The organism is Lacticaseibacillus porcinae, assembly GCF_003946305.1.
Lineage (GTDB): Bacteria > Bacillota > Bacilli > Lactobacillales > Lactobacillaceae > Lacticaseibacillus > Lacticaseibacillus porcinae.
In genome coordinates this window covers 165,949-188,351 of the sequence record NZ_RHNS01000004.1, presented here as the reverse complement: position 1 = coordinate 188,351, position 22,403 = coordinate 165,949, and the positions used below count along the sequence as shown (strand labels likewise).

25 protein-coding genes and 1 tRNA gene are annotated in these 22,403 nt (G+C 47.0%); 16 read left to right on the top strand and 10 right to left on the bottom strand.

Going from position 1 to position 22,403, the window contains the following annotated elements:
* Nucleotides 1-17 precede the first annotated feature (17 nt).
* Entirely contained in the window at nucleotides 18-254 is a 237-nt protein-coding gene (locus tag EKM92_RS05920) for a hypothetical protein (protein ID WP_125708876.1), read from the top strand.
* A 74-nt stretch (nucleotides 255-328) separates the two neighbouring features.
* On the opposite strand, the gene EKM92_RS05915 is transcribed toward EKM92_RS05920, so the two are convergent.
* The 4 genes from EKM92_RS05915 to EKM92_RS05900 form a co-directional block, all read right to left on the bottom strand.
* Nucleotides 329-607 carry a bacteriocin immunity family protein gene (locus tag EKM92_RS05915; RefSeq protein ID WP_164509912.1) on the bottom strand — a complete coding sequence of 93 codons (279 nt, stop codon included), beginning with the start codon at nucleotides 605-607 and terminating at the stop codon, nucleotides 329-331.
* A 139-nt stretch (nucleotides 608-746) separates the two neighbouring features.
* Nucleotides 747-1,172, bottom strand: coding sequence for an Rrf2 family transcriptional regulator (locus tag EKM92_RS05910; protein WP_125708872.1), 426 nt, complete (start codon nucleotides 1,170-1,172; stop codon nucleotides 747-749).
* Complete coding sequence (locus EKM92_RS05905; RefSeq protein WP_125708870.1) at nucleotides 1,169-2,017, bottom strand: NAD(P)H-binding protein; 849 nt, start codon at nucleotides 2,015-2,017, stop codon at nucleotides 1,169-1,171. Before EKM92_RS05905 ends, EKM92_RS05910 begins: the two co-directional genes overlap by 4 nt.
* A 73-nt stretch (nucleotides 2,018-2,090) precedes the next feature.
* Nucleotides 2,091-3,140: an Mbeg1-like protein gene (locus tag EKM92_RS05900; protein ID WP_125708868.1), complete on the bottom strand. Its 1,050-nt coding sequence runs from the start codon at nucleotides 3,138-3,140 to the stop codon at nucleotides 2,091-2,093.
* Nucleotides 3,141-3,195: 55 nt separating this feature from the next.
* On the opposite strand from EKM92_RS05900, the gene EKM92_RS05895 reads away from it, so the two are divergent.
* The gene (locus EKM92_RS05895) at nucleotides 3,196-3,729 is read left to right on the top strand and encodes a P-loop NTPase family protein (RefSeq protein WP_125708866.1); all 534 of its coding nucleotides are present in this window, start codon (nucleotides 3,196-3,198) and stop codon (nucleotides 3,727-3,729) included.
* Here EKM92_RS05895 and EKM92_RS05890 read toward each other — a convergent pair.
* Together EKM92_RS05890 and EKM92_RS05885 are read right to left on the bottom strand one after the other, a co-directional pair.
* Nucleotides 3,726-4,955, bottom strand: a complete 1,230-nt coding sequence (locus tag EKM92_RS05890; protein WP_125708864.1) for an MFS transporter — start codon at nucleotides 4,953-4,955, stop codon at nucleotides 3,726-3,728. The genes EKM92_RS05895 and EKM92_RS05890 overlap by 4 nt on opposite strands.
* A 121-nt stretch (nucleotides 4,956-5,076) precedes the next feature.
* Nucleotides 5,077-6,228 carry an aminotransferase class I/II-fold pyridoxal phosphate-dependent enzyme gene (locus EKM92_RS05885; RefSeq protein ID WP_125708862.1) on the bottom strand — a complete coding sequence of 384 codons (1,152 nt, stop codon included), beginning with the start codon at nucleotides 6,226-6,228 and terminating at the stop codon, nucleotides 5,077-5,079.
* Between the two features lie 151 nt (nucleotides 6,229-6,379).
* Here EKM92_RS05885 and EKM92_RS05880 point away from each other — a divergent pair, with 151 nt between their 5' ends.
* From EKM92_RS05880 to EKM92_RS05870, 3 genes are all read left to right on the top strand, one after another.
* Nucleotides 6,380-6,610, top strand: a complete 231-nt coding sequence (locus tag EKM92_RS05880; protein WP_125708860.1) for a heavy-metal-associated domain-containing protein — start codon at nucleotides 6,380-6,382, stop codon at nucleotides 6,608-6,610.
* Nucleotides 6,611-6,626: 16 nt separating this feature from the next.
* Nucleotides 6,627-7,184: a ferritin-like domain-containing protein gene (locus EKM92_RS05875; protein ID WP_125708858.1), complete on the top strand. Its 558-nt coding sequence runs from the start codon at nucleotides 6,627-6,629 to the stop codon at nucleotides 7,182-7,184.
* 193 nt (nucleotides 7,185-7,377) lie between these two features.
* Nucleotides 7,378-8,817, top strand: coding sequence for a hypothetical protein (locus EKM92_RS05870; RefSeq protein ID WP_125708856.1), 1,440 nt, complete (start codon nucleotides 7,378-7,380; stop codon nucleotides 8,815-8,817).
* A 43-nt stretch (nucleotides 8,818-8,860) separates the two neighbouring features.
* Here the strand turns inward: EKM92_RS05870 and EKM92_RS05865 are convergent, their stop codons facing one another.
* Entirely contained in the window at nucleotides 8,861-9,859 is a 999-nt protein-coding gene (locus EKM92_RS05865) for a LacI family DNA-binding transcriptional regulator (protein ID WP_338035104.1), read from the bottom strand.
* A gap of 106 nt (nucleotides 9,860-9,965) precedes the next feature.
* Here EKM92_RS05865 and EKM92_RS05860 point away from each other — a divergent pair, with 106 nt between their 5' ends.
* The 5 genes from EKM92_RS05860 (at nucleotide 9,966) to EKM92_RS05840 (ending at nucleotide 14,051) form a co-directional block, all read left to right on the top strand.
* Nucleotides 9,966-10,418: an NUDIX hydrolase gene (locus tag EKM92_RS05860; protein WP_125708852.1), complete on the top strand. Its 453-nt coding sequence runs from the start codon at nucleotides 9,966-9,968 to the stop codon at nucleotides 10,416-10,418.
* A gap of 209 nt (nucleotides 10,419-10,627) precedes the next feature.
* Nucleotides 10,628-12,238: an Nramp family divalent metal transporter gene (locus EKM92_RS05855; RefSeq protein WP_125708850.1), complete on the top strand. Its 1,611-nt coding sequence runs from the start codon at nucleotides 10,628-10,630 to the stop codon at nucleotides 12,236-12,238.
* Nucleotides 12,238-12,675, top strand: coding sequence for a universal stress protein (locus EKM92_RS05850; RefSeq protein ID WP_125708848.1), 438 nt, complete (start codon nucleotides 12,238-12,240; stop codon nucleotides 12,673-12,675). The genes EKM92_RS05855 and EKM92_RS05850 overlap by 1 nt, the downstream gene beginning before the upstream one ends.
* 78 nt (nucleotides 12,676-12,753) lie before the next feature.
* Nucleotides 12,754-13,359, top strand: a complete 606-nt coding sequence (locus tag EKM92_RS05845; protein ID WP_164509910.1) for a TetR/AcrR family transcriptional regulator — start codon at nucleotides 12,754-12,756, stop codon at nucleotides 13,357-13,359.
* Between the two features lie 149 nt (nucleotides 13,360-13,508).
* Nucleotides 13,509-14,051, top strand: a complete 543-nt coding sequence (locus EKM92_RS05840; protein WP_125708844.1) for a GNAT family N-acetyltransferase — start codon at nucleotides 13,509-13,511, stop codon at nucleotides 14,049-14,051.
* Nucleotides 14,052-14,330: 279 nt separating this feature from the next.
* Here EKM92_RS05840 and EKM92_RS05835 read toward each other — a convergent pair whose 3' ends face one another.
* The 3 genes from EKM92_RS05835 to EKM92_RS05825 all read right to left on the bottom strand — a co-directional run bounded on the left by EKM92_RS05835 (nucleotide 14,331) and on the right by EKM92_RS05825 (nucleotide 16,903).
* Complete coding sequence (locus EKM92_RS05835) at nucleotides 14,331-15,038, bottom strand: glucosamine-6-phosphate deaminase (protein ID WP_125708842.1); 708 nt, start codon at nucleotides 15,036-15,038, stop codon at nucleotides 14,331-14,333.
* Between the two features lie 130 nt (nucleotides 15,039-15,168).
* Nucleotides 15,169-16,101 (bottom strand): alpha/beta hydrolase, encoded by a 933-nt coding sequence (locus tag EKM92_RS05830; protein WP_125708840.1) that lies wholly within the window; start codon nucleotides 16,099-16,101, stop codon nucleotides 15,169-15,171.
* A gap of 4 nt (nucleotides 16,102-16,105) precedes the next feature.
* Nucleotides 16,106-16,903: a tyrosine-protein phosphatase gene (locus tag EKM92_RS05825; RefSeq protein ID WP_125708839.1), complete on the bottom strand. Its 798-nt coding sequence runs from the start codon at nucleotides 16,901-16,903 to the stop codon at nucleotides 16,106-16,108.
* 278 nt (nucleotides 16,904-17,181) lie between these two features.
* Here EKM92_RS05825 and EKM92_RS05820 point away from each other — a divergent pair, with 278 nt between their 5' ends.
* The 6 genes from EKM92_RS05820 to EKM92_RS05795 all read left to right on the top strand — a co-directional run bounded on the left by EKM92_RS05820 (nucleotide 17,182) and on the right by EKM92_RS05795 (nucleotide 22,402).
* On the top strand, nucleotides 17,182-17,409 hold the full coding sequence (locus EKM92_RS05820; protein ID WP_125708837.1) for a hypothetical protein: 228 nt from the start codon (nucleotides 17,182-17,184) through the stop codon (nucleotides 17,407-17,409).
* Between the two features lie 256 nt (nucleotides 17,410-17,665).
* Nucleotides 17,666-18,592 (top strand): ribose-phosphate diphosphokinase, encoded by a 927-nt coding sequence (locus EKM92_RS05815; protein WP_125708835.1) that lies wholly within the window; start codon nucleotides 17,666-17,668, stop codon nucleotides 18,590-18,592.
* A 226-nt stretch (nucleotides 18,593-18,818) separates the two neighbouring features.
* Nucleotides 18,819-18,891 (top strand) — tRNA-Lys (locus tag EKM92_RS05810).
* A 175-nt stretch (nucleotides 18,892-19,066) separates the two neighbouring features.
* Nucleotides 19,067-19,825: a MurR/RpiR family transcriptional regulator gene (locus EKM92_RS05805; RefSeq protein ID WP_125708833.1), complete on the top strand. Its 759-nt coding sequence runs from the start codon at nucleotides 19,067-19,069 to the stop codon at nucleotides 19,823-19,825.
* A gap of 116 nt (nucleotides 19,826-19,941) precedes the next feature.
* On the top strand, nucleotides 19,942-21,609 hold the full coding sequence (locus EKM92_RS05800; protein WP_125708831.1) for a PTS transporter subunit EIIC: 1,668 nt from the start codon (nucleotides 19,942-19,944) through the stop codon (nucleotides 21,607-21,609).
* Between the two features lie 10 nt (nucleotides 21,610-21,619).
* Nucleotides 21,620-22,402, top strand: coding sequence for an HAD-IIB family hydrolase (locus tag EKM92_RS05795; RefSeq protein ID WP_125708829.1), 783 nt, complete (start codon nucleotides 21,620-21,622; stop codon nucleotides 22,400-22,402).
* The last annotated feature ends 1 nt before the right edge of the window (nucleotide 22,403 follow it).

Sequence of the window (22,403 nt, the reverse complement as noted above, 5' to 3'; positions counted from 1 at the left end):
GAATAAGGAGGATTTAAATGCCTGGTGTCGTATATCGAATCGGGACTGGTGAAGCGATGCTCGCCAGTGCCGAGATCATAGCGTTGATCGCAATATTTTTGTTATCAGCACCTTGGTGGGCGTATGTCGTGGTGACGATCGCGATTGTATTAGCCTTTGTTGGCGGTCGCTTCGATGCGAAAACTGAACAAAAAGATCCGAAAAGTTTTCGCAATGGCGTCGCGTTTCGCCCTTGGAACAAACATCGCAATTAAAAAACAGCCGCCTTTGACGTATTGACGTCAAAGGCGGCTGTTTTAAACTTAAGGCGAACAACAATCATTTGGACTTACAATCGGGTCAACCCGAATCCTCTTTGAGCGCCTGCACCCACGTAATTCTTTTGAAGCCAGGCTAATAACGCGATGCCGCTAGGGGATAAATGTTGTTGAACTGCTAATAAGGACAGTTTGATTTTCAACGAAGCAGCGACATGGGTATCATCTTGATGGTGTTTGAGGTCGTTGATCGCTTGTTTCAGTAAGTCGATTTCTTCAGTAGCTTGTGAAGGGTCGTTTAAAGTCTGTGAAAGTTGTGCTGATAGTTCGATCGTACTTGGTTGACGCATGATCCAGCCTCCGTTATTTTGCTGTGGATACATCGCGATAAACGTTTATATTCTAAGCTTAACGTTGTAACAGCAAAAAGCCAACCAGTCAGGCTTCAAAATTTTGAAGCGCGACCAGTTGGCTTGACGAGGATATGGTTTAGGCGTTGATTTTTGCTTGCAAGTCTTGAATGATCTCCGCTAACGAAACCTTTGCCATTTCGGCCTCTGCGGCTTGTTGTACACGATCGTAGACATCATCTAACGTTGATTGAATGTTGCGACCAACGGGACAAGCCATACTGGTTTTGGGATCCACATGAAGCAGTTGTTGCGAATCGTCGATGGCGCGATACACATCCAGTAGGCTGATGGTTGCTGCCGGTCTTGCTAAACTTGCAGCACTGACGCCAGGCCGTGTGATGAGCAGATCTGCCTTTGCAAGTTGTGACATCAACCGTCGCACCAAACTTGGATTTGATTCAATGGAGCTGGCGATCATGGTACTCGACACGTCGCCACCTTGAAAAATCTCGACAAACGCTAAAATATGGATCGCATCAGACAATTTGTGGGAATATTTCACGCGAGGACCTCTTGAATAGCGTCAGCGAGTGGCGTCAAGGGATGACCGAGTACTTGGGTTAAGTCGTCACTAGTTGGCTGTAACCCACCTTCACGGATCAAGGTTTGAAAACTGGTGATCAGTTCTGCAACCGGTTGTGGCAAGCCGACTTGTTTCAACCCAGCTAAGTAGTCAGCATCGCTGACTGGTTTCACGTGGAACTCACCAGGGATCGCAGCGGCTAAGTCAGCGTAAGTACGTGGCGTCCCGGCGAATTCGTAGATCGCTTTAGGATCAGTTAAGGTCATGACGCGAGCAGCCGCTTCTGCATATTCGCGTTCCAACGCCCAACCGGCTTTGCCATCACCTGCAGCATAAACAAAGTCTTTGCCGTTAGCGCCAGCTTTTAAGGTGCTGGATTCATTTTCTAAGTACCAGTTGTTCCGCAAGAAACTGTGGGCGATGCCAGAAGCTTCGATCATTGCTTCAGTCGCTTTATGATCAGCCGCTAAGCTGGCGGGGTTAGTTGGGGCTTGTGGAAAACTGGTGTAGGCGATGAACTTGACGTCGGCAGCCTTAGCGGCGTTGACGACATTTTGATGTTGGTCAGCACGCGAAACGGCTTGGCCAGGTTGACTGGAGACAAACAACAACTTATCAATGCCGGCTAAGCTTTGCGTCAAGCTGGTCACGTCATCGTAATCGCCTAAGCGCACTGGGACGTCACTTGGTGCCAGCTTTTGCGCTTTTTGAAGATTGCGGGCCAAAGCGATCAGCGCGTCGCCTGGCCTCAACAATGAATGTAACGCTTTGATCGCCGCTTGACCGAAGTGACCAGTTGCACCTGTAACTGCATATGTTGTCATGAAAAATGCCTCCTGTGTTTTATAAAGTAACTTGCAACTTAAATAGTAACACCAAAGCGTAAAAAAACAAGCCTTATTTTTCAGGCTTGTGGTGAGTCGGCTTAGGCACACTGTCGATAAAGGCTTGCGCTAAGCCGCGTGCGGCAGTGTGCCACGCTTGACGATCTGCGTCTTTTAACCCGCTAAGGATCGCTTTGGCAGAGCTGGCAGGTTGTTTCGCTAAGTCAGCAAAGGTTTCTTGTTCGGTGTTTTGCACCACTTGATAAGCGGCATCTAAAGCTTGTTGTTTGGTGTCATCATCGAGATTTTCGACCCATTGATTCAATAATTTCTGGGCGTAGCGCGAGCGCACATCTAAGGCAGGCAAGTACACGAAATCGCGTTGGCGAGTCTCCCAAGTGAACAGATCATGTTGATTAAAGCCGCTAGCGGTGCTGTGCACCACCGCAAAATCTTGGCTGGGATCTAAAATGATCCCGATCAATGATGATTGTGGCACCAGTTTTAAAATTTTTTGATCAGGCGGCAGCGGGTGTTGCAGACCTGGGCCATCTAAGTTGTAAACCATGCGGACATATTTTTGCAATTCACCGGCATGCACAAAGGCAAAAGTCGCGAGGTTGCCGCCTTTAGAGTGGCCACCGAGGTAATAATGTCCGGGATAATAATCCGCGATTTCAGCGAAATATTTGCTGGCAGCGAGTTGTGACGGGATCGCATCTAAGAAGGTGAGGTTGAAATCTTCTTTCCAATCGACGAAACTTGCTCGCGTTCCGCGAAAGCTCAAATAATAAGTGTCAGGGGTTAATTGAAAAGTCACGGCAGAAAATTGTTGTTGTTGCTGAGGGTCGAATTCGTCGACTGCCGCTAACCAGTGAACGTTTTTGAACCGCTCGGTACGTGCTAATGTCGTGAGCAGTTGCAAGTTGCGGGCTTCTTGCCAAGTGCCGGCTATCATTTGTGCGGCTTCAGCTTGACCGAGATCGCCTAGGCGACCATATGTCCGCGATCCGAAGTCGCAATAAGCTAATTGTGCGAGAATCGCAGCATCGACGATCGATAATGACTGTTGTTCAAAAGTCACGTTGCCGAAGTTTTTCAAATAGTCAAAATAATCTGCCATGTCTGCACGTCCTTTCTGCTATAGTTTAGCATGGAATCGTTAAAGAGGTGAGCAGATGAAAATCATGGTGATCGGCAGCCCTGGTGCTGGGAAAACGACGTTGATCCACAAAATCATCGCCGCCACTGGCTGGCCGTTATTATCGCTAGATCATGAATGGCATCAAAGCGATTATAGTGAGTCAGCAAAAATTAAATTTCGCCGCACGCAACAACAATTTATGGCGACGCATGACAATTGGGTGATCGATGGGAATTACGCCGGGAGTATGGATTTGCGCCTAGCGCAGGCAGATATGGTCTTATGGCTTCAGGTACCGCGGGTCGTTGCAATTTATCGGATCTTGAAACGGTCGTGGCGCTTTAAACATGACCGCAACACGCGACCAGACATGCCGGCGAATTTCAGTGAACATTTTGACGCCGACTACCGCGAATTTCTCAGTTTTGTGTGGCACTTCAAACGGGATAACGAACCTGAATTACGACAACAACTCGCCCATTTGCGTGTAGATCAACAATTAGTCGTTATCCGCAGTTACAAAGATAAACAACGCGTCTTGACGCAAATAAAAAGTCGCCTTGATTAGGCGACTTTTTTGTCGGTGCGTTGTAAAAGTTGTGGTTGCGTGACGCGCAAAACGATCAAATTGATCAATAGTAATAACGCTGTGGACATAAACACCACGTTATAATCGAAGACCCCAGCGATCGCACCACCAAGCAATGCCCCAAACATATTCCCCAGTGCTTGAAACGACTGATTCCAAGAAAAAATCGCACTGGTGACATTAGCTGGGGTATTTTTCGTTAGCAGTGTTTGAATCGTTGGAAACAACCCGGCATCTGAGATCCCAACGAACAATCGCAAGATCCCCAAGCCGATGACGCTGCCGATGAAGCCTTGTGGGAAGTACACCACCACGGCAAATAAGTAACAGCCGATCAACACGCGTCCTGAACCATGGCGATCACCATAACGGCCAAGCCGCGGCGCTGCTAAAATATTGGAGATCCCAGGTAACGCCGCGATGATGCCAGCGACGACGGTGATTGGGCCGACACCGTGCATTAGTTCTTTAATATATAACGCGATGATCGGGGAAATCGACGCATTCCCAGTTTGCACGATCATCGTCGACACCAATAAAATGATGATCAACTTCGGATCGGCGACTTGCTTCAATAGCCCTTTTTGCTTGGTGCCTGCAGTTTTTGGTTGCGGTTGGAACGATTCTGTCACCATAAACGCTGACATCAAACAAACGATCACCAACAACCCTGCAGTAATGAAGAAGGTGTTGCGAATTGAAAAGACTTGCGCCAACACGCCACCGACGATCGGACCAAACAACGTGCCAGACACTGATCCTGTGACTAAGGTGCCAAGTGCTGCGCCGGCATGTTTGCGTGGGGTTTGCGAGGCGACTAACGCTTGGGCGTTTGGAATATATCCAGCAAAGAATCCTTGAAACAGCCGTGCAAAAAACAACGCCCAAACATTTGAGCAAAAGCCCATGATCGTCATCGACACCGCGATCCCAAGGCTAGCGCGGATCAACATCACTTTGCGGCCGGTGCGATCCGCTAAACTCCCCCATAACGGTGAAACGATCGCAGTGACTAAAAAGGTGACGGCATAAATCGCGCCACTCCAAAACGTCAGTTGTTGTTTAGTGAAGCTTCCCATTTGGCTGACGTAAAGCGATAAAAACGGCATGATTTCAGAAAATGCAATGCCGGCCACAAAGGTACAAAACCACAGCACATATAAATTTCGTTTCCAGGGACCGTTCTCCCGTGTTTTGTCGTCCATTTGCGACCCTCCTAAAAATCAATATTTTTATATTATGGCACTAAAATTCATCATCGGTAAGCCTGTGACCATGAAAAAAACCGCCTGCCTCAAAAATCAAGGCAGGCGGTTTGCAGAAAAGTTAATGTGTTTCAACGAAGTGAGTCAACCGAGCAACCGCTTGGTGCAAGTTTTCCTCACTAGCAGCATAACTCAACCGGACATAGCCTTGGCCGACGTCACCAAAAGCAGTGCCAGGGATAATCGCTAAGCGGTCGGCTTTGGCTAAATCAGTACAGAATTTCTCAGAGTCAGCGGCAAAGCGTTCAGGCAACTTGGCAAATAAGTAAAACGCCCCTTGGGGATCGATCGCTGAAAAGCCGATGTTTTGCAACGCTTTTAATAAGTAGTCGCGACGTTGTTGATAGATCACCCGCATGTCAGCGCCATCGTTTTGGCCGTGTTCTAAGGCTTCGATGCCAGCGATTTGTGCCACTGTCGTTGCAGCAGTCACGGTATATTGATGAATTTTCTTCAACGCTTGGGTGATCGCAGCAGGGGCTAACAAGAAGCCGATGCGCCAGCCAGTCATCGCATGAGACTTGGATAAACCAGAGATGATCACGGTGTTATCCCAAGCAAATTTGGCAATCGACACATGCGGGGCACCATAAGTTAATTCTGCATAAATTTCATCTGCTAAGATCATGAGATCATGCGCCACACAAGTCGCCGCTAACGCTTTGAGTTGTTCAGCGTTATAAGTGATGCCAGTGGGATTATTGGGATAATTTAAAATGATCCCAGCGATATGGTCATCTGGATGTGCCGCAATGGTTTGATCGATCATTTCAGACGTCAGGGAGAAATCATTCGCTCGGGTGTCGATGATGATCGGTTTGATGTGATTCAGCGTCAATAATGGAATGTAGCCAGGATACACCGGTGCCGGCACTAACACTGCGTCGCCTGGGGCAAATAAACCTTGCAAGGCGATGGCAATGGCTTCAGTGGCACCGACTGTGACTAAGATTTCATCATCTGATCGATAGTCAACGCCATATTTATCATGCCAAGTTTTTGATACCGCGGCGCGTAATCGCGGATCACCAGCGTTAGCGGTGTAATGCGATTGATCATCGTCAATGGCTTTGATCGCGGCTTGTTTGATATGTTCAGGGGTGTTGAAATCTGGTTCGCCTAACGTTAAGCGCACCATGTCAGGAATGCCGGCCACCGCGTCGTTAAAGCGGCGAATACCAGAAATCGCAATGTGATCAAGGGCTGGGTTCATGCAGAAAATCTCCTTTTTTCAACGGGTTGCATTCAGTGTGGCGGTTTTAACGAATTTTGTCAAAAATTGTCGCAAACTTGATATAGATCAAGAACGATTTGACGAAACCCCGGTACACTGTATTTGTAATCAAACGAAGGGAGTCATCAACATGAGTAAAAAAATCACAATGCAACTGGACGCTTTAACTTGCCCGTCTTGCTTAACTAAAATCGAAGCCGCCGTCAAACAACAACCTGGTGTTGCGAATGTCAAAGTCTTGTTCAATGCGGCTAAAGTAAAAGCAGAATTTGATGACACCCAAAATTCTGCCGAACAACTCACTGATGTGGTCACTAAACTCGGCTACGAAGTCCAAAAAACCAAAGTCAAAGATCTTTAATAGGAGGAATCATCAGATGTCTCAATCAATCGAAGAACAATATCAAGCAGAAATTAAACAAGCCGATATCGATCACCACAAGCCCACTGCTGGTGCGATGACTGGCCATATCGTTGCGAACATGTGGTATTTGGATGTGAAGTATCACCAAATTCTCTGGTTTGTTAAAGGCCCTCAAGCTTTCCAACTGCAACAAGTTTACCGCGACTTGATCGCTCAAAACCGCGCGCAACTTGATGATTTAGCCGATGTATTATTAGACGAGAACCAATTGCCACCGTCAACAGTCGATGAATACACCCGCTACACCAAAGTTGAAGAAGACGGCCGGTTAAAATATGAAACCGCTGAAAACATGGTGGACACCACGGCACATGATTTGACCTTTGCCAACTTGTTCATCGATCGCGCGATCAAACTCGCTGAACGTGAAGATCGTCCAGCGATGGCGCAAGCGTTGACTAAGTTGCGCGGTGAAAACAACCGCAACATCCGCCACTTGCAAGCATTCCTTGGCAAAACGGCTTGGGAAGGTTTGGTTGAAGAAGACGATGATGACGACGACGAAGATTAATTAATGTTTCTGCGGCCAGCCCCCAAAAGTTTTGCTGACCATTTTAAAATCTGCCCTTTGTGTTTTGGCTTGCGAATAATCAAAAGTAGCACCGCCACAATTTTGTGACGATGCTACTTTTTGTGTAAACGTATTAAAAAATATACTGGCATGGTTTAATAGAAGTATCGAGAAAAAAGGAGTTTTGGGGTAGATGAAAAAGTGGATCCAGACCCATCCAAAAAGTTTTTGGGGCAGTCTCGTCGCCTTGATCGTTGTAGTGGTGGGCTTAGTTGCCGTGGGGTTGTGGCACAACCATACCCAACAGCAGGCGACTGCCAAAGTTGATCAAGCGTTGACCGCAACTGAAGCGGCCAGTCAAAAGCTTGATGCGAAAGTCGCAAAGCACTGGGCGAAGCCGAATGTGTACATTAAATCAAGTACCACGGCACAACAGCTCAATGCCTTGAAAACTTCAAATCAGCAGTTGATCGCTAAGGTCAAAGTTTATCGCGCGAAACCGACCGCCACGACTCGCAAGCGGCTGCAACAACTCGACGCCGCGCAAGCCAAGCGCAGTCGCAATTTAAGTCGTTTGCAAAAAGCCCGCCTGGCCACTCGCGCAGTCAATGCGTTGGTGATGCCAGAAGCTTTGGTCGATACGAAAGTTGATGACACCGCGTTGATCATTGAAAGTACCAACCAAGCGGCGCTCACCAAAGCCAAACTCAAAGTCGCAGATGCTAATTCTGAGTTGAAACAAACGCTGACGAAAGTGTTATCGACTTGTGAGGCGCAGCTCAAAGAACGCGATGAATTGAAAAAAGCAATTGCCAAGATCTCCAATGGTGGGACCTTGAACGAACATGTGACGTTGGCTGAACTGAAAGCTTTCCAAGCGTTTTTGAAGCAAATGACTTATCCAAAGCTAGCAGAAGGCAATCAAACTTTGATTCAAGGCGTCCAAAAAGCAATCGATGCGCAAGATACGAAGAAGATTCCGCTAACGGAATTACAACGCCGCGCATTTTTTGCTTATAGTGAAGGCAAAGACCTCAGCGCCGCTTATGTCGATCAAACGCAATCACATTTTGAGGGAGATACTTATATTGCTAGCATTTGGGGGATCTATGCGTCAGGGACGGGGTTGTCTGCTCATGAAATGGCGATGCTGAAGATTTCACGCAACGGCGATTACACCATGACTGGCCGCGGTGGCGATAAACGCGGGAACATCTTTGCAGATATCACCAAACAACAACTCGACGCGATGCGCGCAGATGTCACCAAAGGCAAAGAACCAAAAGCGAAACCGCTAACGGAGATCTTCGCCAGTGCGCAAGCTTTCTACGATTGGGCGATCGCACAACTCCCTGATGCGCATGATCCCCATTTCATGACGCAGCAAACTAACACCAAAGCAGAATTTAGTTTAAATGAAAATGATGAACTGAAAGATTTCTCCGTTGATGCGGTATACGACGTGGAATTCGATTACGGTACCGGCCAACCTGAAGTGGATGCGCAAATCGGTCATTTCGGACGCCTCGTGTTAACAAAAGACGGTAAGGTGTACACAGGGATGCCGCTGGGGGTGCTCGGGCTTAATTCACAGCTCACAGCAGATGTTCAACGGCAAATTTATACTGAATAAAACACAAAACGGAAGCACCTGAGTCAGGTCGCTTCCGTTTTTGTTATACCGATTGCCGCATATGAATATCAGCAGGAATTTCAGTGCGACATATTTCGATCGTTTCACCGGCAATCAATGCCATTAATTGCGCGGCAACGGTTTTGCCGATTTGATGGAGGTCTTGATTGACCACCGTTAATGCTGGCGCGGCTAACCCGCCGAAGCGCCAGTCATCATAGCCGCACAAGCCTACTGTACCAGGGATCGCGATGTGATGATGTTGCAACCACTTTAAAGTTGCTAACATCAAATTCCCGTTGGCGGCAAAAATCACCGCTTTTTGATCGTGAACGCGTGTCAGCCACGTTTGTAAGTCGTCGACTTCATCTGAGTCGACTTCTAACAATGTCACTGGAATATTCAAATTTTTGCCGACAGTTTGCCAAGCGTCGAAGCGTTCTTGTCGTACCGTGGCTTCCGCTAAGGGGTTGGCGATGACTAATGCTTGTTGATAACCTTTTTCAAGCACTGCTTGCGCTAAGATATGAGTGGCTTGGCGATCATTTGAGGTGACACAAGCAAAGACTAGCGGGTCAACTAGCCGGTCGACCAGCATCACCGAGACATTGGCATCTTGTAAGAATTGATAATCAGAAGCTTTAGGGCTGCGCGGTTGTAAAATAATGCCATCGACATTTTGCGACAGTAAATTCAATAACACTTCATGCTCTTGGGCGACGGTTTTGCCTTCTGCGACTAAGATCTGGACCCCAGCTGGTTGGGTGATCGCCGCGATCCCTTTGACTAAATAAGGCGCATAGCCGTTGGCCAAGTCGCCGACCACCACGCCGATTTGATGAGTGCGCTTGGATTTTAACGCACTGGCATTGTGGTTGGGCACGTAATGCAGGTCGGCGATCACGGTTTTCAGACGCGCTTTGGTGGTTTCAGACATCCGTTCAAAATGACCATTTAAATAACGAGAAACTGTCGCCTTAGATACCCCAGCTTGCTTGGCCACATCATTGATCGTGTATTTTGGCACCAGTAACGCCCCCATTTTGTCAGTCTTCAAGGTATATTGTACACGTTTTGTTGGGTGCGTGAAACCGTTGCCTTGCGCGAGTCTGCAACTTCCGGTAGAGTGTGGGCAGGAGGTGACAACGATGACTTATGGTTATATCAAAATGATCCGCGAGCTGGTCGGCCACACCCCGATCATTCTCAATTGTACAGGTGGCATTCTCCTGAACGACAAGCGCGAAGTCTTATTGAATCTGCGCACCGACACCCATAATTGGAGTTTGCCTGGTGGGTATTTAGAATACGGTGAAACCTATGCGGAAGGGATCGTGCGCGAATACAAAGAAGACAGTGGCCTTGATGTACGGATCGTGCGGCCGTTGAAATTGTTTGATAAAGGTGAAACGAGATATCCTAACGGGGACGTCGCCCAAACCATTGCGATGTTATATTTAGTGGCACCAGTGGGTGGGGCGTTGCTGACGCAAGCGACCGATGAAACCTTAGGGCTGAAGTTTTGGCCTTTTGACGCGTTACCACCATTATTGAATCAACAAAATGCTGACATGCTCGCTTATGCCGCGAAAAATGTTTAGCTTGCCCGTAAATTGAGCGAGTGTTCAACCGACAAAAAATAACTTAGCTGACGCGAAACCTACTATATAGGTTCCGCGTTTTTGATTGTTGAAGCCTGTAGACGGGCATTACCATCACTTAAAATAATTTAGGAAACACTAAATTTAGCCTTTACTTATGAAAAGATTCGGTTAGACTAAAAGGTGTTTCAGAAAGGAGCGCGTTCAAATTGAAAGATGAAAACAAACAGCCTGAAAAGCATAAATTAATTGAATATGCTAACGGGCCATCCCTTGAAGAAATCAACGGCACGGTAGAAGTTCCCAAAGGCAAAGGCTTCTGGCGTACGTTGTTTGCTTATTCAGGACCAGCTGCATTAGTGGCAGTCGGGTATATGGATCCAGGTAACTGGTCAACCTCCATTACCGGTGGTCAAAATTTCCAATATTTATTGATGTCCGTCATCTTAATTTCCAGTTTAATCGCCATGTTACTACAAAATATGGCGGCTAAACTGGGCATTGTTACCCAAATGGACCTTGCGCAAGCGATTCGTGCTCGCACAAGTAAGGCTTTAGGCATCATTTTATGGATCATGACTGAATTTGCGATCATGGCCACTGATATCGCGGAAGTGATCGGGGCTGCCATCGCGTTATACCTGCTATTTAATATTCCGTTAGTCATTGCTGTCTTTATTACTGTTTTTGACGTCTTGATCTTATTGTTATTGACGAAAATCGGCTTCCGGAAAATCGAAGCCATCGTTGTGTGCTTGATCTTAGTGATCTTGTTTGTCTTTGTTTACCAAGTCGCGTTATCTGATCCTGACTGGGGTGGCGTGATCAAAGGCTTAGTCCCAAGTGCTAGCACCATTGCCAGTCACCCAACTGTCGGCGGCATGACGCCGTTATCTGGGGCCTTAGGGATCATCGGGGCCACGGTGATGCCGCATAACTTGTACTTACACTCAGCAATTTCTCAAACCCGCAAAATCGATCACAGCAATGAAGAAGACATTCACCAAGCGGTGCGCTTCTCCAACTGGGATACCAACATCCAGTTATCCATTGCCTTTGTGGTCAACAGTTTGTTATTGATCATGGGTGTCGCCGTGTTTAAATCTGGTGTCGTCAAAGATCCATCGTTTTTTGGACTGTATCAAGCGTTATCCAACACTGACATGTTATCCAACAGCGTGTTGATCGCGGTGGCGAAGTCTGGCGTATTATCTGCTTTATTTGCCATTGCACTCCTTGCCAGTGGTCAAAACTCCACGATCACCGGGACCTTAACTGGGCAAGTGATCATGGAAGGCTTCGTGCATATGCGGATGCCTTTGTGGGCTCGCCGGTTGATCACCCGATTGATTTCTGTGATCCCGGTGCTGTTATGTGTGGCGATGACTTCTGGGATGAATAAAATCGACCAACATACTGCGTTAAATGATTTAATGAACAACTCCCAAGTATTCTTAGCCTTCGCCTTACCATTTTCCATGTTGCCATTGTTGATGATGACAGATTCGACTGCGGAAATGGGCGCCCGCTTCAAAAACGTGGCGTGGGTCAAAGTCTGCGGCTGGGTTTCAGTCGTTGGCTTAACGGTATTGAACATGATCGCGTTACCTGATTCATTCGCTGGGTTCTTAGGCGATCATGCCAGTGCCGCTGATGTGAACATGGCGCATATCGCATCATATATTGCAATTGTTGCTGTGCTTGCCTTGCTAGCATGGTGTGCCGTCGATATTTACCGCGGCGACAAGAAGTTGGCCCAACTCCACGCTAAAAACGGTGAAGTCCGCGCCACGCCTGATTATGAAGGAGGCGCAGAATAATGACTGCCAAAGATTATCAAAAAATTCTCGTCGGGGTCGATGACTCTGCAGATGCGTTAGCGGCGTTTCGCTATGCGATTCATCGGGCGCTTGCTGATGATGCGGCGTTGATCATTACCAGCATTTTAGAATCAGATGACTATTCAGTGTTTGAGGCGATGGATAAAGATTATGTCCATGGCGAAGCAGAAGCCTTAGAACAACATATTCAAGATTATCGCCACCTCGCGTTAAAAGCTGGCATCAAATCAGTGACTGCCGTCATCGCAGAAGGCGACCCTGGTGAAACCATCGTCAAAACTTTGATCCCTAAGTATCAACCAGATTTATTAGTGGTCGGTGCTGAAGCGAAAAAAGGGATCAAACGCCATTTCGGCTCGCAAGCCGCATACATGGCTAAGTATGCCCCGATCTCAGTGTTAGTGGTCCGCGACTGACCGCTGATGACGTATCTCAAATACGCACGGAGAAGGTACGGGGTGCGCCGTACCTTTTTCGTTGAAGGGAGTGAGCTTATGACGCAACATAACAGTCAACGGCGTGAGCAAATCATAAAAACCGCCCAAGAGTTATTTGCAGAACAAGGCTTTGCCAATACCACCACCCGCCAACTCAATCAAACGGTGGGCATCGCTGATGGGTTGCTCTATTATTATTTTCCTCAAGGCAAACAAGCATTGTTGGATACGATTGTCGCCACTGGGATCAGTGATCGGTTGAATATGATCCGCATGCAGCTGCAAGGCGTGGACACGCTTGACGGGTTGGAGCAAGCGATGATGCAAGCTTTTGAGAAAGTTTGGGCGGTGTTATCGGCACCTGAAGGCTATCAGGTGTTTGTGATCACCGTTCGCGAACGGCACTTGTTATCGCAAAAAGCCAGTGCATGGCTTGATCAATCAGCGTTAAAATTTGTCCAAACCATGAGTGCCCAACTGGCGACGTTGCCGTGGTTACATTTAGATGTGACCAATGCCGCGCAACTGGCGTCGATCGTGATCGATTTATTACGCAATTCATTGGCGTCTGATCTGTTGTTTGCCGATCGCCAACATATCAGTGAAGCGACGAAGATCCGCGTTCAAGGACAATTACATTATTTGCTTCAACAATTGCATTAAATCGTGAAGGCTACCAGTTAAATCCTGGTGGTCTTTAGTTTTGCCTAAATAAAATATTCTGTCTGATTTTAGCGTTGAAACTTGCATTATACCAATGTTCAAGGTATACCTAACTTGAAGAAACAAATCATGGGAAGGGAGTCGTTATTTTGGAATTATCATTTCAAACGGTGCGTTCAATGCCGCAACGTAATGCCTTGATGAAATTATATCGTGGATCGTTAGCTTATTTTCGAGAAAATGGGGCGCCAATGCCAACGCATGCCACTGTCGAAACTGATCTTCATCGCGTTCCTGAAGGCGTCAAGCCTAGTGCGTTGCATTATCGCTTGATCTCAAATGGTCAAAAACCAGTCGCTGCCATCGCCTTGATCGTTGGTTATCCGCATGATAATACCTTGTGGTTGCGGCGGTTGATCTTACCGACTGCTTTGCGCGATCAAGGTTATGAACAAGCCATTTTAAATGCGATCGTGGCCAAGTATCAAGGCCAAATGACGAATTTACAAACCATGATGGTCAACGCAACGCCTGAACGCCTAAAGCTGTGGCAAAAATATGGTTTCACCGTGATCGATGATGCCCAAGTCGCCTTAGCTTCTGGTGATATTCAACACCAAACCACGTTGCAGTTCTCATTGCCTAGTGTCGTGAAGCCCGGTTCTGATCAACGGCAACCGTTGATGGTTTAACTAAACTCAGCTTGTTGCCAAGCATCGTCGCCGGTTTTTGAATTTGAACCGGAGACTAGCCGTCGATCCATAGTGAGAACGCAGTTGGCGGTTTTACCGCCTACTGCGTTCCGCAGGTCGAGATCCACTTGAATCGGAGCGTCGCGAATGATTCAAGTTAGCTCGGCCGAGGACCCTCACTATGGAGCGACGTGCTAGTCGGAGGTTCAAATTCAAAAACCGAACCGGCAAAAAACCGCCTGTCGCATCGCGACAGGCGGTTTCGTGTTTGATCGAGAATTACTTGCTGAGCTTAGAAGCCGCAGCTTTGTCGATCATGACGGTGACATCAGCATGGTTTTGCAATGCAGATGCAGGGACATCTTCAGTCGGTTGGCCTTCAACCATTTTTTGAATGGCGTCAGCTTTGTTTTCACCAAAGGCCAACAACAAGATCTTCTTGCTCTTCATGATGGAGCCGATCCCCATGGAGTAAGCGTAAGTTGGCACGTCGGATTCTTTTTCGAAGAAGCGGGCGTTGGCATCGATAGTGGATTGGGTCAAATGAACCTTTTGCGTACCACCGTTAAAGTCAGAACCTGGTTCGTTGAAGCCGATATGACCGTTTTGGCCTAAACCTAACAATTGGATGTCGATCGGATGATCGGCGATCACTTGGTCGTAACGCTTCGTTTCTGCTTCAGCGTCTTTGTTCAAGCCATCTGGAACAAAAGTTTCTTTGAATGGCTTCAAGTTGAATAAATGTTCGTTCATGAAGTAACGGTAGCTTTGGTCGTTAGTTGGGGCTAAGCCAACATATTCGTCCAAGTTTACGGATGTGATATTGGAGAAGTCGAGATCACTGTCAGTCATGTGCTTGTACAGCGGAATTGGGGTACTCCCAGTAGCCAAACCTAATGTGGTGGCACCGTTAGCTAAACCTGCTTTGATAAATTCGAATGCTGCTTCACTTGCTTGGTCTTTGTTGTCGAATACTTTGACGTCCATGAAAAATTCCTCCCTCTCTTGGTCTAGTCCAATATAACATCGGTCTAGGCCACTGTCAACTGCTTTTTCTGCCGTCACTATATATATACGCAAAAAAACCGCAAAATATATTTTGCGGTCGAAAAAATTTTTACTTGGTGAAATACGGTGCAATGAAATCGCGAATATGCGTGGCATAAGCGACTGGATCGACCCAATAACTTTCCGCATGGATCGCATCAGGGACTAACCACAACGCTTTGGGACCAGCGCTGGCTTTGTAGTTTGCAGGGCCCATCCAAGTCGGGACGTAAACATCTTTTTGACCGTGGATCACTAGCAGTGGCCGGGTGTTGCGGCGCAAAGCCGCGCGGACATCAACGCGCGAAATCGGAAAGCCTAAACGTCGGTAGTTAATGAAACTGGCCAGTGGCACCAAAGGTTTTTTAGGGAGATGAAACAACTGCTTCATTAAGTAAGTGAGTTCATCATCTAATGAGGTGTAACCACAATCTTCAACAATGGCTTTCACTTGTGCAGGTAACGTCGACTCACCTGCGACTAAGCTGACCGTGGCACCGCCCATGGAAGTGCCGAATAACAATAATTCACAGTCAGTGCCTAAATTTTTGATGATCAATTGCAACCACTGCAAATAATCTAACCGATCTAACCAACCAAATGAAATGTAAGTCCCATCTGATTGCCCATGGCCGCGGTCATCAGGCAACAACACGGAAAAGCCCATATCGTAAAACATGTGTGCGTAGTTGGCCATGGTGATACCAGTGCCTTTATAACCGTGACCGATGATCACCGCTTTGTTGGAATTCGGGTTTGCTAACCATAACGCTGAGAGATGTTGATCATCTGGGGTGTCCAAATGCCACACAGCAGGTTGTTGGTGTTCGACCCAATCGACATGATAATAGTAGTCATTGGCATATTTTTGCATCGCATCAGAGGCATCAGGCACATAATTAATGCGCTTAAAGGCGTAGGTATAAAGTTTTTCAGCTGCAGCTAAGGTGCCGGCAGTCAGTAACATTGGCAAGGTGCCAGCGACAAGGTAACGTTTTTTCATAAAATCAGTCCTTTGGATCAGGGGAGTCAGTTAAATAAATTTGCCGCAGATCTGCTAAATCGTGAGTTGATAAACGGAGTTGTTTGGTGAGGTAGGCGTCCCAGCTACCATATTGATCAGCGATCAAGTCGCGGATCGCCTCATAGTTGCTGGTTTCAGCCTCATGTCGATTCATTTGGTTAACGAATTGGTCAGCGCCATGGCGAAGGTCGGCATGCGCCATTTGATCAGGGGCTTCTAACACGAGGTTGGTCAGCAAGTAATCTTCGCGGATGGTGGCTTCAGGAACGCCGAGTGCGCCTTCGATCATCATCGCTGCGATCCCAGTGCGGTCTTTGCCGGCAGTACAGTGGAAAAGGATCGAGGCGTTAGGTTGATCATTTGCTAATAAAAGGTCGAATAATTGCCGATAAGCGGCGTTTGCGTGGCTATCAGTCAACATTTGACAATAAGTGTTGGCCATCATGTCGGTCACAGAAGGTTTGCGGAATTTTTTGGTGAGGCGTTTGAATAAACCGCCTTTTTGTTGGTCGACGAAGGGGTAAACCGGCAATTGTTGATAGGAAATACTGCGAGGAATGCGATCAGGGCGGGTCTGCACTTCGTTATCCGAGCGAAAATCGAGATCAAATACCGTGCCATAAGCTTCAAGCATGGCACCAGCCTCATCTTTTAAGTAGCCTAAAGAACCAGAACGCAACAATTTGCGCCATTTGAGATATTGTCCAGATTCAGTGGCGTAACCGCCGAGTTCGCGTAAATTGATGCTCCCAGGCAAGGTTAAAATTCGAGTGGGTGACATTTTTCCAGCTCCTTTCAACTTAGGGTTAGTATACCCTATAGGCTCTGACCTAGTTACTACTGTATTTAAAAAGCTGCAAAGCGCAGTAATATAGGCATTTTAAAAAATGTTGCATCGCTAAGATGGCCCATTCTAGTCGGTCATACTACCAAACCCATTACCAATAACATTACTAATGCGCGCAGGCAGGATAGCGTCACCTTATCGGGTGGCGTTTTTTTGAGGCGAAAGGTGCCTTTGCTTGGTATAATATCGTCAGCGAGAGGAGGCCGATTGAGATGATGTATTACACCTTGATTAGTAAGACTGGAAATCAAGAGCAGTTCCTGTTTGAAAATCCTGATACAGGATTAAGCAAGACCGGGACGTTTGATCGTGAAAATGTAGTTGCTGAGTTGGAAGCTGGAAATCTTGGTTGGCCTGCTACCGATGGGCGATTGAGGTCCATAATGTTAAATGCCGAAAATGCTGTTATCGGAGTGCGTGAACTCCTTGTGTTTGGCTGAAATTGGTCTCAACACTCGCCAATTGGTGGGTGTTTTCTTTTGCGAAAAGGCATATCCATTGACGAATGCAACTATAGAGCAAGTGCTTTAATGAGTTCTTTGTACTCGTAAGTAGACGGATATAAGGTAAAGTGATGCGGAAACAGGTCTCCATCGAATGACATGAGATGGACATCAAAATTCAGAGGTTTACCCTATTTTCAGGAAGCGCAAAGTTGCGTATAATGAAGTCAACTATAGACTTACGGAGGAAATCATGGCGGGACTGAAACTTTTCACACTGAACGGAAATAAACCACTCGCACAAAAAATCGCAACAGAGTTAGGGTTGCCACTGTCACCGGCATCAGTGAAGCATTTTGCTGATGGGGAGATCCAAATCGACCTTGATGATTCTGTCCGTGGCGCCGATGTGTATGTGATCCAACCGGTGTCTGATCCAGTCAACGAGAATTTCATGGAATTGATGATCATGGTCGATGCCTTGCGTCGCGCTTCTGCTCATCATATCAACGTGGTCGTCCCTTATTACGGTTATGCCCGCGCGGATCGCAAAGCCCGTTCACGCGAACCGATCACGGCGAAATTAGTTGCCAACATGTTGCAAATGGATGGCATCAGCCGCATTGTCACCGTCGATTTACATGCGGATCAACTGCAAGGGTTCTTCGATGTGCCAGTTGATCATTTGAAGACTGTCGCCTTGTTTGGCCGCTACTTCCGCAACTTAGACCTTGGTGAAAATGCTGTGGTCGTCGCCCCTGATCACTCAGGGACTAAACATGCCCGTGAATTAGCTGAATTGTTAGGGTTGCCGATCGCCATTGTCGACAAACGTGAAGCTAAAGCCGGCGTCATCGGGGATGTGGAAGGCAAACATGCCATCGTCATCGATGACATGATCGATACTGGCACACGGATCGCTGATTCTTGCACCGCATTGCAAGAAGCTGGCGCCTTAGATATTTACGCAGCAGCAACGCACGCGGTATTGTCTGCCGGTGCGGCAACGCGCATTGGGAAGTTGCCATTGAAGCAAATCGTTTTGACGGATACGATTGAATTGCCTGCAGAAAAGCGTCTGCCAAACATGCAGATCTTATCGGTTGGCCCAATGATCGGTCAAGCCATCGAATTGATCGCCACCAATCAATCGATCCATCCCTTGTTCGACCTCGATTAAACTGCTGCGGCAACAAGCGGTTTTAGCTTAAAGTAGAACCGCCTTGTCGAGTAGATCCTGTACTTTGGATCTGCTTGGCAAGGCGTTTTTGCGCATAAGCGTTGCTTGTTGCCGCGGATGAGCTTGTCACTGATCCATGATTTTTGAGGATTTTTTGTCGGGAACGCTTGCGCGACGCGATTTCAAGTGATATAGTATTTAAGTCGTCAAGCGACAGCACCGATATGGGTGGTTAGCTCAGCTGGCAGAGCAACGGACTCTTAATCCGTGGGTCCAGGGTTCGATCCCCTGACCACCCAGAATAGTAACCGACATCTGATTGGATGTCGGTTTTTTGTTGTCTTTAAATCATTATATATGATACAACTTAATTGCCCACCCTTAAAAAGATAAATATAAAGCATTTTCTAACATTTCCGACGCTTTTCAGATACACTAGTATTATTGAACTTGTCGAATATGGAGGATGACGCTATGAGTACATTTTTTGAACGCATTGCAGAACGTTACGAAGAATTAAGTAGTAATGAACAATTGGTGATCGATATGGTGATGCGGGCAAGAGACGTTGATCACTTGAAAATCAAAACCATTACTGACGAGTTATTTGTTTCCAGTGCGACAGTCATGCGTGCCGCTCGTAAATTAGGTTATGCCAATTTCTCACAACTCAAGTACTCAGCTGCTAGCGCTCAAGCTGAGCATACGGCGCCTTTGCCATCAGAAGACTTTGGCACGATTACTGGGCGGATCATTAGCGAATTTGATAAAACCATGCAAATGTTGAACGTCGATAAAGTCGCAGAGTTTGTGGATTACTTGAATGGGGCACGGCGGATCTTTTGTGTGGGGAGTGGGTCGTCTGTCAGCGTTGTGAGTGATTTGACCCGCAAACTTAAATTATTGGATTACTGGGTGAATGATTATAACGAATTATATTCAATTCGTGATATTGCTGATCTTGCGCAAGCTGACGATGTGATCGTGATTTTGTCGCTAGGTGGTGGCAATGACTTGGTCAATCAATTTCTAGTGCGAGCCAAAGCCACTGGCGCAAAAATTATTTCGATCACTGGCGTCGGGGCGGATTCGGTGGCGAAATTTTCTGATTGCAACATGTTAGTTTACCAAGCGCCAGTCCCACGCAAACGGATGCGCTCACGGTTGATGTTGAATGTCGCCATTGATGTGGTGTTTGAATACATTTTGTCACATCCTCGCAGTCAAAAGTAACTCGAATAGTCAAATTTAACGGATGACGGCGCTTTTGTGTAAGCGCCGTCATTTTTATTTCCTCATGATACGATGACCTTGTCATAATCGTTGAAACGAATATAGGGGGAAATCATATGGCAACCACGACTGCACCGCCAAAAAAGCGCAGTAACTTGACTAAAGGGTTTGAAATGTTTGGCCGTTCATTTTTACTGCCGGTTTCAGTTTTGCCAGCGGCAGGGATCTTACAAGGGTTAGGATCTGCATTCACGAATGGCGACACTGTTAAAATGTATCCTTGGATGCAAAACGAAGTCTTTCAGTTTGTGATGGGCTTTTTAAGCAAAATGGGTTCCGCTGCGTTTAACAACCTGCCACTGATTTTTGCAGTGGGGGTCGCAGTAGGCTTAGCGAAACATGAAAAAGGCTCCGCCGCCATTTCCGGATTGCTTGGCTTTTTGACGTTGCATACCATGTTGAACTTCTTGTTAACAGCAACCGGTAAACTCGTCAGCACCGCTGGTTTAGAAGACACTGCAGCAAAGCTTGCGTTAGCTGCTAAGATGCAAACGACAGTGCTAGGGATCCAAACCATGGACTTAAACGTCTTTGGGGGGATCATCACTGGGGTCATTGTTTACTTCGTGCATAAGCGCGCGATCAAAATGCATGTGCCCAAGGTTTTGGACTTCTTCTCAGGTCCTCGTTTAGTGCCAATTTTAATTATGCCAGTGATGGCTTTGGCAGCCGTCGCCTTCTTCTTTGTTTGGCCAACAGTGCAAGCAGGGATCGCAGCGTTGTCAGTATTGATCTTGAAGTCAGGTTCGATCGGGACCTTCTTCTACGGCGTGATCGAACGATTGTTACTGCCATTTGGCTTGCATCACGGGTTGAACTGGCCGGTACGGACCACTGAACTCGGTGGGATCTTCACAATCGCTGGGACTGAATATCATGGCACTATTGCTGCATACATGGCTTCTTTAGCTCATGGTGGTTGGATTGATCCAATGATCACCCGTTTTTCTAGCGGTAAGTTTGTTTATAACATGTTTGGGTTGTCTGGGGCAGCGCTAGCGATGTATAGCTGCGCCAAACCTGAAAATAAGAAAAAAGTCGGCAGTTTGTTATTTGCTGCTGCGGCAACGGCATTTTTAACTGGGGTCACTGAACCAATTGAATTTACTTTCTTATTTGTTGCCCCTGCATTATACGGGATCCATGCGGTATTAGCTGGGACGACAATGGCTGTAACTTCAGCGCTTGGTGCGAGTTACTTAACACCAACTGGTCATGGTTTGATCAACTATATCATTTACGGCGTTTTACAAGGACCACGTACACATTGGTGGTTGATGCCGATCGTTGGGGTATTTTGTTTCGGGTTGTACTACATGGTCTTCCGCTTTGCGATCATGAAGTTTGATTTCAAGACACCAGGTCGCGAAGATGATGGCAGCGAAATCGTCTTGCATGGTAAAGATGAAACTCGTAAGAAAATGGGTGTGCGCACCTTAAAAGATGATCAAAAAGCGGCTTCTGGGAAATTATCTGATCATGATCAAGCAATGGCGTTGATCAAAGCTCATGGTGGGCCTGATAATATTGAAGCAGTCGATGCTTGTATCACGCGTTTGCGGATCAATGTTAAAGACAAAGCCCAAGTCGACGCTCAAACCATCGTTAATGACCTTGGAGCGATGGGCTTCAATGAATCTGGCATGCAAATGCAGTCGATTTACGGTGGGCATGCCAATGTCTTGAAAATGGAGATCCAAGATATGTTAGGGATGACTGAATAGGAGGAGCAGGATGGCGAAAAACGCAATTGTGATCACCGATTTAGATGGTACCTTTGTTTATGATTCTCGGGCTTTGCGGCCAGCCGACGAAGCCGCGTTTCATCAGCTTCAAAAACAGTTTTTTGTGGGGATCGCGACTGGACGCTCGCCTAAAGAAGTTGCTTTTATTGAAACGTTAGGGCACTTCAAAGCTGATTACAAGATCTGCTTTAATGGTGCCATTGTTGAAGATGGGACTGGCCGTCGCATTGTTGATCGCGCGATCCCAGCTGTAGAGTTGCAAGCGGTGCTTGACTATCTCAAAGCGCAACACTTGACCTTTGATGCCCTTGATGGTGAGTTGCGGATCGGGAATTATCAACCAAAAGATCAAAGTCGGTTGTGGGGGATGACCTTGATTTGTCTCGACGACCCTTATGTTGCAGTGGCTGAAAAGCGCATTTATAAAATCAATGTGCGTCCAGGAGCGGAACGTTTTGCGACGGTGCTTGCTGAAATGCAGCAACTTTTCCCAGAACTCGGGTTATTTGAAAGTGATGGCAAGCGCATCGAAGTCACCGCTAAAAACACCAGCAAAGGCGCTGCGATCCAAGCCCTTAAAGCCAACTTTTCCGGCAATGTGATCGGCGTCGGCGATTCTGGTAATGATGTCCCGATGTTTGCGACGGTTGATCAAGCTTATTGCATGGCTCAGGCACCAGCTGACGTGCAAGCAACTGCTGATGTGGTGATCGACTATTTCGCTGATTTAGTCAGGCATGTGGATACTATCGCGATGAAACAGGAGGCCTAAT